This window comes from Streptomyces sp. 17_S59, assembly GCF_056930295.1.
Genome location: NZ_JBXOWD010000001.1, coordinates 3,610,344 through 3,623,258, shown reverse-complemented (window position 1 = coordinate 3,623,258; position 12,915 = coordinate 3,610,344). Strand labels below are relative to the sequence as shown.

Here is a 12,915-nt window from a genome sequence, read left to right as displayed (position 1 = left end):
TCCGCTGGTGCCGTTAGACAGCGAACTCCTCGTGCGGTGTCCCGCGCTGCCAGACCGCATCGAAAGCCTCGGCGCACAGTTTGATCACTGCAGGGTCGTCACACAGTTCGTGTCCCGCGGATGCGCCGTCACCGCTGAAGTGCCCGAATCGGATCAACCGGTCGTCGAACAGCCAAAAGTCGGCGCCGGGCAGGGCGAGCATGGCTGCGTCCCTTCTGGGCAGCCAACGGACCTTTTCGCCGGCCGCGGCGTTCAGGTGCGTCCCCGCGTGCTCGTAACGGATGTACTCGCTGACAGGCACAGAGACCACCCGGGCGCGACGCATCTCCACGCCACGCGCTACCGCGCTTCGCACCAGGTCGAGCCACGGGCGACGGCGTTCCACCGACTCGGGCGTGATCCGTCCGCAGGCTTGCCATTCCGCGAAGTCGTCGGTCTCCGAGGCGACGCTGTACGTATCCCGCAGCTCCAGATGAACGGCCGACCGGTGGCACTCCCTGATCAGATCAGTGAACGGCGGAACGCTGTTCGGCCTCATCGCACGCCTTCCTGATCAGCGGCACCATGCGCGCCGGAATCCGGATCACTGCTTCCGTGTCGGGGATGTGGCCCACCGTACGGCACTCTGCTTCGGTCTCGCCGTCGGCCTTCCAGCCCTGGAACACGAGGTCGGCGCTCCTGCCGTCCACCCATACCGTGGGGCAGTCGTCGCCGTTGGTGTTCGGGTCCTTGCCGAAGAACAGTAGAGCCATGACTGTGACTCCCACCTACTCGGTTGCGTCTGGTTGCACAGACGATGACCCCGAGCGCCTTTTCCGTCAAGGTGCCCTCACAACAGGTGACTTGGTTGCCCGCCTCCGCCTGTCGTGGTCGACTGCCTGTAGCTCGTGAGAGGCCCTGCCCCATGCAGACGGTCAGCCGGACGCGGTGCCACGATGGTGGCGAGCTGAGCGAATGCGCCCACGACGGGCGCAGCCACATCGCGGCAGCTGCCCGCTCCCCCTCAGCCCAGAACTGCGGGCGCGGTCTCCTCCCGCGCGTGCATCCGTGACGGCAGGAGTGCGGCGGCCGGCATCAAGGGGTCGCCGGAGAGTTGCGCCGACCACACGGCACGTTCGCATGCCATGGCGATCAATTCGGGGTGTCCGAGGGCGTGAGCGGCGGTGTGGGCGAACTTGCAGCACACGGCATAGACGGCGAACGCTTCTTCTCGCTCGTGGCCGTTCGAGACCTCGGCGAGTGCCCGTGCTTCGCGCAGCAGGTCCGGAAGACACCGCAGGATAGCGACGTTCGCCGCCGCGTCGCGGAGCCGGTGGAGCCGCTTCATGTCCTGCCACAGTTCGTCCGACGAACGCGGAGTTCCGTCGAAGACCGGCGTCAGGTCGTACCGTCGGAGTTCGTGGAGGATCGAGGCGGCGGCGACCTGCCATTGGTTCTCGGCCGGGGAGCTGGTGTACGGCCGCCCTATGAGGTCGTTGGGGTGGATGTGCAACTCGGCGGCTACCTGGTTGAGCAGGACGACCCTGTCCAGCTCGATGAGGCCCCGCTCCATCTTCGACAGCCAGCCCTGCGACTTGCCCAGGGCGGCGGCGAGATAGGCCTGCGGCATGCCCAGTCGCAGACGGGCCCGGCGGGCGCGACGGCCGATCGCCTCAGCTTCCTCCAGCATCAGCGCGTCTCCCGACCCGTCGATGCGGGAACGTGCCAGCGGGACTCATGGGTTCGGGGCAAGGCATCGTGGCTCCGTCCGGTCCGCGTCATGCTCGTGTCTCGAACGGTACCGATGCCCGACGTCACCGGGTAAGTGACTACCTGCCGGAGAGGAAAGCCAGGACGAGCAAGCAGGACCCGCCCGAATCCGAAGCCCGCCTGGTCGCCACCCGCTGGTCAACACCGCGACAGAAGCGGATCAAGGTGAGACAGGCCCCCACGCGAAAGGGGTGCCCCTGGCCAAGGGCACCCCTTCTGACCAGCACCTACGCTGACCTCGGCGGAGGCTGTGGGATTTGAACCCACGGTGACATCGCTGCCACGACGGTTTTCAAGACCGTTCCCTTCGGCCGCTCGGGCAAGCCTCCCCGCACCGCCTCTCAGCAGCGCGGGGACAGCCTACCGGGTGCACGGAAGCCTCGGGGAGGCGCGGCGGGGTCAGCCGCCACCCGGGTCGTCGGGATCCGATGCGGGCAGCCGCCCGCCGCGGCTCTCCGCGACGCGTAGGACATCGCCCAGCGATCCGATCACCATCGAGAGCATGAACCGGAGCTGCCGGGCCTCCGCCTTCGGGTCGTCGTGGACCGCCTTCGCGTCGGCGAGCAGGGCCGCCCCAATCGTGGTCTGCACCTTCTCGATGTCGTCGGCCAGCTGTGACAACGCGCTGCCTTCGTCGGCGCTCACGAAGCAGGGCTTCCCGTCAGGCGCCGCCCAGGGCAAGAGCCGCTGAGCGCGCGGCCCGGGGAGGCAGCTTCGGTTCCGGCCATCCAGGCGATGGCAGGGACAGCCGCAAGGCTCGTAGATCACCATGAGCGCCCGGCTGGGCGCCTTGGGGTCCACCTCGTCACAGTCGCTGTGCGTTCCCATCCGACAGGCAGGCGAGCGGTACGCCGCTGACGCGTCATCGTGAGCAGGCATCAGCGCTCCACTTCCGCAGCCTGCACGAACGGCATGCTGTAGGGGAACTGGAACCGGATGCCCTCCGTAGGGGGTGGTTGCACGGCCGGCCGACTGGCCGTCTCCCCCGTCGGCTCTGACGACGCGCGCCGGAATCGCTGCGTAGCCCAAGCGGTGACTCTGCCGATAAGGTCGAACACGCTGATCAGCTCCTTCATAGCTGACGGCCACGACCCCCGGGCAGCCTCCACTGCCGCGGGGGTCATCTTGTTGGCAACTGCCCATAAGGAGCGGGCAGCTGCCCTTGCTGTCGATCGCATCCCGTCACTCGGCAACGGACGGGAGGTGAGCCGGACGTGATTGCCATCACAACCAGGCGTCTAGAAATTAAACCGGGCGCCCAATGTTTGTCCAGGCGACCAATATCGAACTAGCGCGCTAGATTTCCCCCATGCTTGAGCAGGCACCTCACCTTCGTTTTGCTGACGTGCTCCGGAAGCGCATCGAGAACCAGGAGTGGGCGCCGGGCGAGCGCCTCCCCGCTCGCGTGCAGCTGGCCGAGGAGTACGGCGTGACCGAAGGTGTGGTTCGTCGCGCACAGGAAACGCTGATCGCCCAGGGCATTCTGAGAGGCCGCCCTGGCTCCGGCACTTATGTCACCGAGCATCGCGAGCGCCTCCGCATGGTGCGCTCCCCCGAGCGCGAGCAAGCCGACATGGCACCGTTCCACGTCGACATGGCGACCCTGGGCAAACGGGGCACCTGCGAGAGCCGAACCGACGGGATGGTCCCCGCCTCAGCTGACATCGCGTCACGTCTTGGCGTTCCCGAGGGTGACTACTGCGTGCGTACCGCCTACGAATTCCTGGCCGACGGCAAGCCCGTTCAGATCGCCACGAGTTGGGAGCCCTACAGCATCACCGCAGGTTCGCTCGTCGTGATGCCCGAGGCCGGTCCGCTGGCGGGGCAGGGCGTGGTCCGCCGTATGGCGGAAGTCGGCATCAAGGTCAGCCGCGTCGTGGAGCGGCCGGAGCCCGGACAGGCGGATGCCGAGGAGGCGAACCTCCTCGGCATTCAGCGGGGCGCCCTGGTGCTGCGGATTCAGCGGACGTACTACAGCGACGACGGGCGACCGGTCGAGACGGCGGACATCGTCGTGCCCACCACCCTCGGCGAGATCGTCTACGACATCCCGATCGGCTCGTAGCAGATCCTCGCCACGATGGCCTCGGCAGCCGGAGTGCAAACGGGAGTTGACGGCAGGGCTCGTGGGGAGCCCTGCCGAAGGCACTGAACCGCCCTAGCTGTTGTCGCCCCTGCGCTCGCCCAGCGTGATCTCCGTCGTGGACTGCTTGCCGTCGCGGACGTAGGTGACGGTGACCTTGTCGCCGGGCTGGTGGGTCCAGATCTCGCTGATCAGCGTGGGGCCACTGTCGATCTTGGTGTCGTCGAGCTTGACGATCACGTCGCCGGACTTGAGGCCCGCCTTGTCCGCCGGGCCGCCCGGGGTGACCGCCGGGGAGTTGTTGGCGCCGTTGGCGGCGATTCTGGCACCGGTGACGTTGTCCTTCATGTTCACCGTCGCCGAGATGACCGGGTAGATCGGCGTGTGGTTCTTGATCAACTGGTCGGCGACGTTCTTCGCCTGGTTGATCGGGATCGCGAAGCCGAGGCCGATGCTGCCGGCCTGGGTCTGGCCGCCGAAGCCGCCGCCGCTGCCGGCGGACTGGATGGCGGAGTTGATGCCGATGACCGCACCCTGGGCGTTGAGCAGCGGGCCGCCGGAGTTGCCGGGGTTGATCGACGCGTCCGTCTGAAGGGCGCTCATGTACGAGGCCTGGCCGCCGCCACCGCCGTCGCTCGAGGCCACCGGGCGCTTCTTGGCGCTGACGATGCCCGTGGTGACCGTGCCGGACAGGCCGAAGGGCGCGCCGATCGCCACCGTCGCGTCGCCCACCGCCGCCTTGTCCGAGTCGCCGAGCGGCAGCGGGTTGAGCTTGGCGCCCGAGGGGTCCTTCAGCTTGATGACGGCGACGTCGTAGCCCTGGGCCCGGCCGACGACCTCGGCGTCGTAGCTCTTGCCGTCCGAGAACGTCGCCTGGAGCTTGCCGCCCTCGGCCGCCGAGGCCACCACGTGGTTGTTGGTGAGGATGTGGCCCTGGGTGTCGTAGACGAAGCCCGTGCCCGTGCCGCCCTCGCCGCTGTTGCTCTGGGCCTCGATGGTGACGACGCTCGGCAGCGCCTTGCTGGCGATGTCCGCGACCGAACCGGGCGTCCGGCTCTCGACCTTCGGGTCGCCGGAGGAGGAGACGGTGGTGGAGTTCTCGCCGTGGTTCCGGTCGGCCGCCCAGTAGCCGATGCCGCCGCCGACGCCGCCGGCCACCAGGGCCGCCGCGAGGACCGCCGCCACCAGGCCGCCCGCCCGCTTGCGCGGCGGCGGGGTCGGCGCGCCCCACGGCGCGGCCGGGCCGCCCGGCGCGGCACCGGACGCCCCGCCGTACCAGCCGCCGCCGGGGGCCGCGAACGCGGCGGCCTGCTGCGGAGCCTGGCCGTCCGCCGGGGCGGACGGCACCGGCGGTGCGGGGGGCACGGGCGGAAGCTGCGCCGTGTGCTCCCCGGCGGGCTGGGTCACCGGGAGCTGCTCGGCCTGCGGAGCCGCGGGGGCCTGCTCCGCCTGCGCACCCCGCTCACCCGCGGCGTCGCCACCCTCCGCGGGCGGAACGGCGGCGCCGTCGTTCTCGGTGCTCACAGGTGTCTCCTCCGTTTCACGGCCACGCTCGCACATGCCCGATCCAGCTTTTCCCATCGCACGTCAGACCACCGTAAGCGGAGGCTGTGACCTCGACCAGCCCTCCCTTACTCCAGGGCAAATAGGACTGCATGCGCGATTGTGCCAGGCGGTGGCACCATTGCGCGGTGACCTACGCACGCCCGGCCCGGGGCGCCCGCCCCGAGCGCCACCCCCTCGACGTCGTCGCCCACCGCGGGGCCTCCGAGGACGCCCCGGAGCACACGCTGGCCGCGTACCGCAAGGCGATCGAGGACGGCGCCGACGCGCTGGAGTGCGATGTGCGGCTGACCGCCGACGGGCACCTGGTGTGCGTCCACGACCGGCGGGTGAACCGCACCTCCAACGGCCGGGGCGCCGTCTCCACCCTGGAGCTGGCCGATCTCGCCGCCCTCGACTTCGGCTCGTGGAAGGCGCCCGCGTCCGAGCCCGAGGCCCCGGACCGGGACACCGACAGCCTCGACAGCGACCGCGCCTTCGACCGGGAGCGCACCTCCGTCCTCACCCTGGAGCGCCTCCTGGAGCTGGTCGCCGACGCCGGGCGCCGCGTCGAGCTGGCCATCGAGACCAAGCACCCGACCCGCTGGGCGGGCCAGGTGGAGGAGCGGCTGCTGGCCCTCCTCGACCACTTCGGGCTGGCGGCACCGCCGCCGGACGAGCCCTCGCCCGTACGGGTGATGAGCTTCTCCGCCCGCTCCCTGCACCGCGTGCACGCCGCGGCGCCCGACCTGCCGACCGTCTTCCTGATGCAGTTCCTCTCCCCGCGCTACCGCGACGGACGGCTGCCCGCGGGCGTGACCATCGCCGGGCCCAGCATCCGGATCGTCCGCAACCACCCCGACTACGTGGCCCGGCTGCACCGCGCCGGCAACAAGGTGCACGTGTGGACCGTGAACGAGCCCGAGGACGTGGAGCTGTGCGCCCGCCTCGGCGTGGACGCGCTGATCACGAACCGGCCCAAGGCGGTGCTCACCCAACTCGGTCGCCGTTAGCGTCACTCGTCGCCGTCGGCGTCCATTACATGGAGTGCACCGGCGCGTTCGGTGCGTATTCGAGCCGCCCGAGTGCCCCCGCCGGGGCCAGGTTGGCCGGTTTCCGGTCCAGTCCATTGGGGCATCCATCCCCTGACGTGGGGCAAAGGAGGTCTCGGGGGTGGCGTTGGTGGTGGCACAGGAGGTGCCCACGTCGTCGATCATGGCCGTACCCCATGGTCCAGCCGGTGTGGGCGAGGCGAGACACCGGATGCGCAAGGAATTGCGCGCCCGCGGGGTACCGGATTCGGTCATCGACGACGCCGTACTGATCCTTTCGGAGCTGCTCAGCAACGCGTACCGGCACGGGCGCCCGCTGAGCCGTGACAACGGCGACAGAGAGGGCGACGGCAGCAGCAGTGGGAGTGGCGGCTTCCGCGCCGCCTGGCGAGTCGACGACCGCGGTCGGCTCACGGTCGAGGTCACCGACGGCGGCGGCCCGACCCGGCCCTTTCCGGCCACCCCTTCGGTCACCGCGCGCGGCGGCCGCGGGCTGAACATCATCAGCGCGCTCTCCCAGGACTGGGGTGTACGCGACGCCTCCGGCGAGGTGACGGTATGGGCCGCGCTCTCCGCGCACGCCGGCTTCGCTACGCGCGTCAATCCACACCCGGCGCACCCGGCGCACCCGGCCATGCCCCCGGGCATCACCTCACCGATCGACCCGGCGATCGACCCGCTCCTGGCATTCCCCGACCTCGACGGGCTGGCGTAATGACGCGCGTAGACACATAGCGCTGGACACGCCCCGCCGGATCCCTCCCTCCCGCACCCCCGACCGGCGCGCCCGAGCGTGCGTGCGTCCGCGCGCATCGCGTTCGGGCATCCGGCTGTGCGGCCGTACCGGGCGCTAGGGTCTGTCCGATGGGTCAGTGCGGGCCCCGCGTCGTCTGGTGCGGTGGATCGCAAGGCGGAGCATCTCCCGCGTACCGGGCGTACTCGGGTGATGCGACAACGCGGCGAGGCGCCGTGCCAGGCGGCGCGGGGCCTGTGCTGGCCCATCGGACAGACCCTAGGCTCGCGCCCGTAAACCGGACGCACCGAACCGGCCGCACCGATCGGGAGACACGCACACCATGGCCAAGAAGCGCCGCCCCCAGACCAAGGCCGCCAAGCCGCAGGCCGGCGACGCGCCGATCCCCGTCGTCGGCGCCCGCGAGCCCTGCCCCTGTGGCTCGGGCCGGCGCTACAAGGCCTGCCACGGCCGCGAGGCCACGCAGGCCGCCGTCGAGCTGGTGCAGCGGCCGTTCGAGGGCCTGCCCGGCGAGGCCGACTGGGTCGCCCTGCGCGAGCTGGTGCCCGCCGCGACCGTGGAGCTGCACCTCAAGGGCGGGCTGCCCGAGGGCGTGCCCTCCGTGCAGCTCGCGACCGTGCTGCCGATGGCGTGGCCCGCCCTGCGCCGCGAGAACGGCGCGGTCCTGCTCGGCCTGCAGAACGACACCGCGACCGGCGACCTCAGCCGCGACCTCGCCGACACGCTGCAGCGCGCGCTGGCCGCCGAGCCGGGCACGCCGGTCGCCGCCGAGCGCACCGGGGCCGAGGGCCCGCGGCTCCAGGACCTGCTCGACCCGGCCGGCCCGTTCACCCCGCAGGTCCACACCGGCTTCGAGTTCTGGGTGGAGAACGCGGAGAACGCCACGGGCGAGGTCGCGGCCTCCCTGGAGCGCGCCAACGCCGCCGCCATCCCGACCGTCCGGCTCTCCGGCCTCGACGCCGCGTACTGGTGCGAGACGCCGGAGAAGAACCACCTCCGCTGGGTGATGACCCACCCGGAGGAGCAGCTGCTGGACGCCCTCGCGCGGCTGCACGCGGCCGGGGCGACCTCGCTCGGCGAAGGCACCCGCCTGGTCGGGTCGTTCCGCGCGCACGGGCTGACCGTGCCGGTGTGGGACCTGCCCGGCTCGATGCGCGCGGAGGACGTGGAGAAGCCGGCCGCGGCCTTCGCGGAGCGTCTCGCCGGGGCGCTGAAGGACGACAGCCCGCTGTCGGCCGACGAGCGGCGGGCGCGCAACGGGCTCACCAGCCGTCAGGTGACGCTGAACTGACGTTCCTTCCGGGCGCGGAGGCGTGCGGAACCGCGCGGAACCGGCTGGGGACCGCTAGGAATCGGCCGCGCCGCGAAAGGGGGTCGGAGGGGGCTGTTCCGGCTGGTTCACCGGGTAAATGGCGGGTCAAAGCGCGTGACTCCTGTCACAACTCCCGCTGGGAGCCCGGAAATCCGCGTCCGGAAATCCGCGATCGAATTTGCGAACCGCCGATCTCTTGTTACCGTTCTAGGAGCCCGGTCGCTGGTGCATCCCCCGTCGCCAGCGACCGGGCGCTTCCATGCCCGGGCCCGGTTGCCGGGCGGACCGCCCGTGCGACGCCTCGCGGAGGCCGGCCGGGCCCGAGTGCCCCTCTTCCCGCCCCTTCCCGGCCGTGCCCACTTGCGGCTCCGCCGCGCGGGGCCCCGACCGCGACACGGCCCCGTGCCCACCCTGCGCGCGGGCGCGGCGCGGCGTCCGGGGGCCCTGCTCCGGCCGGGGAGCCGCCGTCCCGGCTAACCCTCGCCGCCCCCGCCGGAGTTGCTCCCGGAGCGGAGCAGCAGCTTCCCCTCCTGCGAGGCGATCTCCGCGACCGCTGCATACGAGCCATGTCCGCGCACCGTCGGCTCGTGCGGCGTCTCGCACATGTCCGGGTCGTCGGCGGCCGCCACCGGACAGTCCGCCTGGAGCGTGCGGCCGTCGGGGGCCATGAGGGTCAGGACGCCCGCCAGGGGGGCGCCCGTGGCGTTGCGGTAGTACGTACGGGCCCAGGTGGCGCGCTCCCGCTCCAGGACGCACGTCTGCGCTTCCACGCCCTCGGGGGAGGTGAGTTCGGGGCCGCAGTGCACCACGCCCTCGTCCGGCACGGCGGTGCCCGGACCGGCTTGTTCCGTGCCACCGGTGCCACCGCCGAGCGGGCTGTCACCGCCGAGCGGGCTCCGGTAGCCGGCCGGGCGCAGCAGGGTGCGGCCCTTGCCCCGGTCCGCCTTGGCGGGGGTCCGCTCGCGCCCGGCGGGGCCGGCCGAGGCCACGGCCAGGGGGAGGGCGACGGCCAGCACCACGGCGCCCGCCAGTGTGATCATCCGGATGTTCCCCGCGCGCTGCCGGGACGCGTCGGACGGAATGGACGCACGCACCATGGGACCCACCTGCAACTCGCCGCGGAAGCTCGATCACGGGGGCGGCTCACACGCGCGCCCCGCCGGGCCGGTAGCGCTCCGATGCCGGCGCCCGACACGGCCTCGCCTCCGAACATACGGGCACGAACGGCCCCTTGAGCGCTTCGCGCGCCCGTTTCCTGCGGTTCTCCTCACGGCTTACACCCTTACGAGTGAGCCGCGTGAGAGCGCGTGCGTCTCCCGTCCGCACGCGCCCCCCGCACCTGCCACCGGACCCGGCCGCTCAGTACGCCAGCCTGCTGCCGCCCCCGGACGTGCCCGTGCCCGCGCTCTTCTCCACCAGGACGTCGATCACCGTGGCCACGTCGGGCAGCCACGGCCGGGCCAGGCCGTCGATGCGCCGGTCGGTCCGGCGGTCGGCCCAGCGGCCGGCCCGGCCCTGCGCCCCGGCCCGGCCGCCGCGCCCCGCGGCCGCCCCCGCGGGCCGCGGAGCGCGCTCCCAGCGGGCCCGGCCCGCGCCCGTGGGCGACGGCGGCAGCACCACATAGCCGCCCTCCCCGTGGAAGCGCAGCGAGTCGGGCACCCAGTCCTGGCTGTGCAGCAGCTCGCCGAGGACCTCCAGGGAGTACGGGGCCACCAGCAGGGACCAGCGGGTGGGTGTGGCCACCACCGGGCCGAGCCGGACCCCGGCCCGGTCGAACGCGGCCAGGGCCCGGGCCCCGGCCACCGCCGGCAGGCTCACCGCGCAGGGCGCCCGGCCGCCGGTGGCGAGGACGACGGGGGCCTCGGGCCGGTTGGTCCACCACCAGCGCACCATCCGGGCGTCGGTGGTCGCCGCCAGCAGCCCCGGGTCGAACGGGTGGGCTCCCGGAACTGCACAATCCGGATCGGGGCAGCCGCATTCGCGCAGGCGACCGATGCCGGGCCGCAGGCCCGCGCCGGGCAGCACGGGCCACTGCCACTCGGTGGCATAGGTCAGGGCGGCAGTGAGGACCGCGGACCGGCCGGCCCGCCGGAGGGAGAGCTTGCGTCGCCTTCCGAGGATCTCGCGCATGAGCGCTCGTTCCTTTCCGTGAACGCCGAAGGGGTCCTTGCCGGAAGAGCCGGAACAAGGGCCGTATTGCACGTACAAGAACACTTGCAAGAACAATTGCTGCGTGGACTGCGCGTAGTCCCCGAGGAACGGGGCCACCGGGACTACATGGCACTACGGGCACTGCTCGGCGCGGTACTCAACGCGCCGTGGCCCCCCGGGCCGGCACACCACGTGGATCATCGTCACTGCGCGTTCAACGCAGCGCATCACGCCGCGGGCCGAGCGTGAAACCTGGCGGGGGGTGGCGCGCGCATGGCGCTTCGTGCTGAGCCGGTGCGCCCCTCGCCTGTGGCATGGGTTGCCCCACGCCGCTCGGGGACGGGCGTGGCCGTTGACCGATAAGACGCTCAGGTCCGCCGCCGGGTTGCGGGGCGGTCCCAACTGCCGCTGCCCTTCTCCGAGTACGTACCCACCACGGTGGATGCGACGCGCTGTTGGAGCGACGCCAGTCGATCGCAAATCCAGGGCCACGGCACTATTTTCCGGCCAAACTTCAAGGCGTACGGAACCTCCCAGACACCACCAATCCCATTGGTCCAATGCTGGACATCCCCTTGCCCGGGCGTGTACATGTGGAGCACTGCCGGCACGCAACACGACAGGGGGTTTGCGGTGCTACTGAGCAGAAAGAGCAGGCCAACCAGCTGGTCGGAACAGCCCGGCGGAATGCCCCGGACCGGGTTCCCCGCCGCCCCCGGGCACGCCCCCGCCCCGCCCGGCCGGAGCAGACGGCCATGACCACGCCCCACCTCCCGAAAGTGGCCGGAATCAATCCTCCGGCTTCCGTGTCCGCCCACACTTCCGCCCCCGCAGTTCCCACTCCCGCCACCGCCGCCCCCGAGCCGGCCGCCCCCGCGCCGGGCGTCCTGGTGCAGGACCGCCTCGCCGGCTGGGTCTCCGACCTGACGACGCTCCAGGAGCTGACCGAGCGGCTCACCAGGACGGCCACCCTCGACGACGCCCTGCACGAACTGCTCCGCGCCGGGGCCTCACTGGTGGGCGCCGGGCGCGGCCTGGTCACCCTGGCCTCCGCCTGCGACGGCCGGGCGATGACCGTGGGCCTGGGCCTGGGCCACGCCGACCTGGGCCACATCGAGACCATCCCGCACGAGCCCGGCGCCCCGGAGCACGGCCCGTACGCCGGGCTCCTCGACGGCCTCCCGCCCGTGGGCACCCGCACCGGCACCGCGCACCCCGACATCCCCGGCGAGGACGGCCTCGACCCCCGGCACCGCGAGGTCGCCGCCCGGCTGGGCTACGCCGCCAGCTACGCGGTGCCGCTGGAGTCGGCGGCTCCGGGCGCCCGGGCGGAGTCCGGTCTTCCGGCCGCTGCGGGCCGCATCGGCGCGGCCGTCTGGCTCTACGACGAGCCCGCCCAGCCCACCGACCGGCAGCGGCACCTCGTCGGCCTCTACTGCGGCCACGCCACCGAGCACCTGGCCCGGCTGCTGGAGCTGGCCCGCGCCCGCGAGACCGTGGCCGTGCTGCGCGAGGAGCTGCTGCCGAGCCGGCTGCCCCGGGTCCCCGGGGTCCGGCTCGCCGTCCGCCACCGCACCGGGCCGCAGGGCGGCGGGGACTGGTACGACGCGCTGCCGCTGCCCGAGGGCGCGCTGGGCCTCGCCATCGGCGGAATCACCGGCTCCGGCCCGAGCGCGGTCGCCGCGATGGGGCGGCTGCGGGCCTCCCTGCGCGCGTACGCGGTCATGGAGGGCGAGGACCCGGTCGCCGTCCTCTCCGATCTCGAGCTGCTGCTGCGGCTGACCGAGCCCGCGCGCTCCGCGACCGCCCTCTTCGCCTACTGCGAGCCCGCCGCCCGGAAGGTCGTCGTCGCCGGGGCCGGGCACTGCTCACCGCTGATCATCGGCGCGGACCGGGCCGAGTACGTGGAGACCTCCCTCTCGGCGCCGCTCGGCATGCTGGCCTGCTGGGAGGCGCCCAGCGTGGAAATCGAACCCGAGCCCGGAGAAACGCTCCTCTTCTACAGCGACGGGCTGCTGCACCGCACGGGCGACGCGATCGACCGGGCCTTCGCCCGGCTGCACTCGGCCGCGGCGAGCGTGCCGCGGGCGGCCCGGCACGACCCGGAGGCCATCGCCGACCACGTGCTGCGCAATGTGCTGCCGGAGGACGACGACCCGGCGGACGGCCGCGAGGACGTGGTCCTGCTGGTGGCGCATTTCGAGTGAGCCCGAGTGAGCCCGAGTGAGTTCGAGTGAGATCGAGTGAGCCGGATCACCGGACGCACACCGGA

11 protein-coding genes, 1 tRNA gene and 1 pseudogene are annotated in these 12,915 nt (G+C 72.2%); 5 read left to right on the top strand and 8 right to left on the bottom strand.

All coding sequences use genetic code 11. The features are described from left to right. Positions 1–13 precede the first annotated feature (13 nt). The 5 genes and pseudogenes from AC1Z4A_RS16145 to AC1Z4A_RS16125 all read right to left on the bottom strand — a co-directional run bounded on the left by AC1Z4A_RS16145 (position 14) and on the right by AC1Z4A_RS16125 (position 2,394). A complete protein-coding gene (locus AC1Z4A_RS16145; protein WP_483679582.1) occupies positions 14–538 on the bottom strand; it encodes a DUF6879 family protein in 525 nt (174 codons plus the stop codon). Next, positions 507–752: a hypothetical protein gene (locus AC1Z4A_RS16140; RefSeq protein ID WP_483679581.1), complete on the bottom strand. Its 246-nt coding sequence runs from the start codon at positions 750–752 to the stop codon at positions 507–509. The genes AC1Z4A_RS16145 and AC1Z4A_RS16140 overlap by 32 nt, the downstream gene beginning before the upstream one ends. Positions 753–1,060: 308 nt before the next feature. Then, positions 1,061–1,669: pseudogene (locus AC1Z4A_RS16135) on the bottom strand (helix-turn-helix domain-containing protein); the annotation flags it as partial. Positions 1,670–1,991: 322 nt separating this feature from the next. Continuing rightward, positions 1,992–2,078 (bottom strand) — tRNA-Ser (locus AC1Z4A_RS16130). Between the two features lie 70 nt (positions 2,079–2,148). Next, complete coding sequence (locus AC1Z4A_RS16125; RefSeq protein ID WP_483679580.1) at positions 2,149–2,394, bottom strand: hypothetical protein; 246 nt, start codon at positions 2,392–2,394, stop codon at positions 2,149–2,151. 664 nt (positions 2,395–3,058) lie between these two features. On the opposite strand from AC1Z4A_RS16125, the gene AC1Z4A_RS16120 reads away from it, so the two are divergent. Further along, the gene (locus AC1Z4A_RS16120) at positions 3,059–3,814 is read left to right on the top strand and encodes a GntR family transcriptional regulator (RefSeq protein ID WP_483679578.1); all 756 of its coding nucleotides are present in this window, start codon (positions 3,059–3,061) and stop codon (positions 3,812–3,814) included. 93 nt (positions 3,815–3,907) lie between these two features. On the opposite strand, the gene AC1Z4A_RS16115 is transcribed toward AC1Z4A_RS16120, so the two are convergent. After that, on the bottom strand, positions 3,908–5,356 hold the full coding sequence (locus AC1Z4A_RS16115; protein ID WP_483679577.1) for a S1C family serine protease: 1,449 nt from the start codon (positions 5,354–5,356) through the stop codon (positions 3,908–3,910). Between the two features lie 167 nt (positions 5,357–5,523). Here AC1Z4A_RS16115 and AC1Z4A_RS16110 point away from each other — a divergent pair, with 167 nt between their 5' ends. The 3 genes from AC1Z4A_RS16110 (at position 5,524) to AC1Z4A_RS16100 (ending at position 8,471) form a co-directional block, all read left to right on the top strand. After that, the gene (locus AC1Z4A_RS16110) at positions 5,524–6,387 is read left to right on the top strand and encodes a glycerophosphodiester phosphodiesterase (RefSeq protein WP_483679576.1); all 864 of its coding nucleotides are present in this window, start codon (positions 5,524–5,526) and stop codon (positions 6,385–6,387) included. 202 nt (positions 6,388–6,589) lie between these two features. Further along, a complete protein-coding gene (locus AC1Z4A_RS16105; protein WP_483683610.1) occupies positions 6,590–7,141 on the top strand; it encodes an ATP-binding protein in 552 nt (183 codons plus the stop codon). Between the two features lie 361 nt (positions 7,142–7,502). Next, positions 7,503–8,471 carry a DUF5926 family protein gene (locus AC1Z4A_RS16100; protein WP_483679574.1) on the top strand — a complete coding sequence of 323 codons (969 nt, stop codon included), beginning with the start codon at positions 7,503–7,505 and terminating at the stop codon, positions 8,469–8,471. 494 nt (positions 8,472–8,965) lie between these two features. On the opposite strand, the gene AC1Z4A_RS16095 is transcribed toward AC1Z4A_RS16100, so the two are convergent. Then, positions 8,966–9,589, bottom strand: coding sequence for a hypothetical protein (locus tag AC1Z4A_RS16095; RefSeq protein ID WP_483679572.1), 624 nt, complete (start codon positions 9,587–9,589; stop codon positions 8,966–8,968). A 262-nt stretch (positions 9,590–9,851) separates the two neighbouring features. Continuing rightward, the gene (locus tag AC1Z4A_RS16090) at positions 9,852–10,622 is read right to left on the bottom strand and encodes a bifunctional DNA primase/polymerase (RefSeq protein WP_483679571.1); all 771 of its coding nucleotides are present in this window, start codon (positions 10,620–10,622) and stop codon (positions 9,852–9,854) included. A 776-nt stretch (positions 10,623–11,398) separates the two neighbouring features. Between AC1Z4A_RS16090 and AC1Z4A_RS16085 the strand changes: the two genes are divergently transcribed. Next, positions 11,399–12,850 carry a PP2C family protein-serine/threonine phosphatase gene (locus tag AC1Z4A_RS16085; RefSeq protein WP_483679570.1) on the top strand — a complete coding sequence of 484 codons (1,452 nt, stop codon included), beginning with the start codon at positions 11,399–11,401 and terminating at the stop codon, positions 12,848–12,850. Positions 12,851–12,915: the final 65 nt, after the last annotated feature.

Coding starts and splice junctions, on each gene's coding strand:
- AC1Z4A_RS16120 (WP_483679578.1), top strand. CDS start 3,059: ATGCTTGAGCAGGCACCTCACCTTCGTTTTGCTGACGTGCTCCGGAAG.
- AC1Z4A_RS16140 (WP_483679581.1), bottom strand. CDS start 752: ATGGCTCTACTGTTCTTCGGCAAGGACCCGAACACCAACGGCGACGAC.
- AC1Z4A_RS16100 (WP_483679574.1), top strand. CDS start 7,503: ATGGCCAAGAAGCGCCGCCCCCAGACCAAGGCCGCCAAGCCGCAGGCC.
- AC1Z4A_RS16105 (WP_483683610.1), top strand. CDS start 6,590: ATGGCCGTACCCCATGGTCCAGCCGGTGTGGGCGAGGCGAGACACCGG.
- AC1Z4A_RS16090 (WP_483679571.1), bottom strand. CDS start 10,622: ATGCGCGAGATCCTCGGAAGGCGACGCAAGCTCTCCCTCCGGCGGGCC.
- AC1Z4A_RS16095 (WP_483679572.1), bottom strand. CDS start 9,589: ATGGTGCGTGCGTCCATTCCGTCCGACGCGTCCCGGCAGCGCGCGGGG.
- AC1Z4A_RS16085 (WP_483679570.1), top strand. CDS start 11,399: ATGACCACGCCCCACCTCCCGAAAGTGGCCGGAATCAATCCTCCGGCT.
- AC1Z4A_RS16145 (WP_483679582.1), bottom strand. CDS start 538: ATGAGGCCGAACAGCGTTCCGCCGTTCACTGATCTGATCAGGGAGTGC.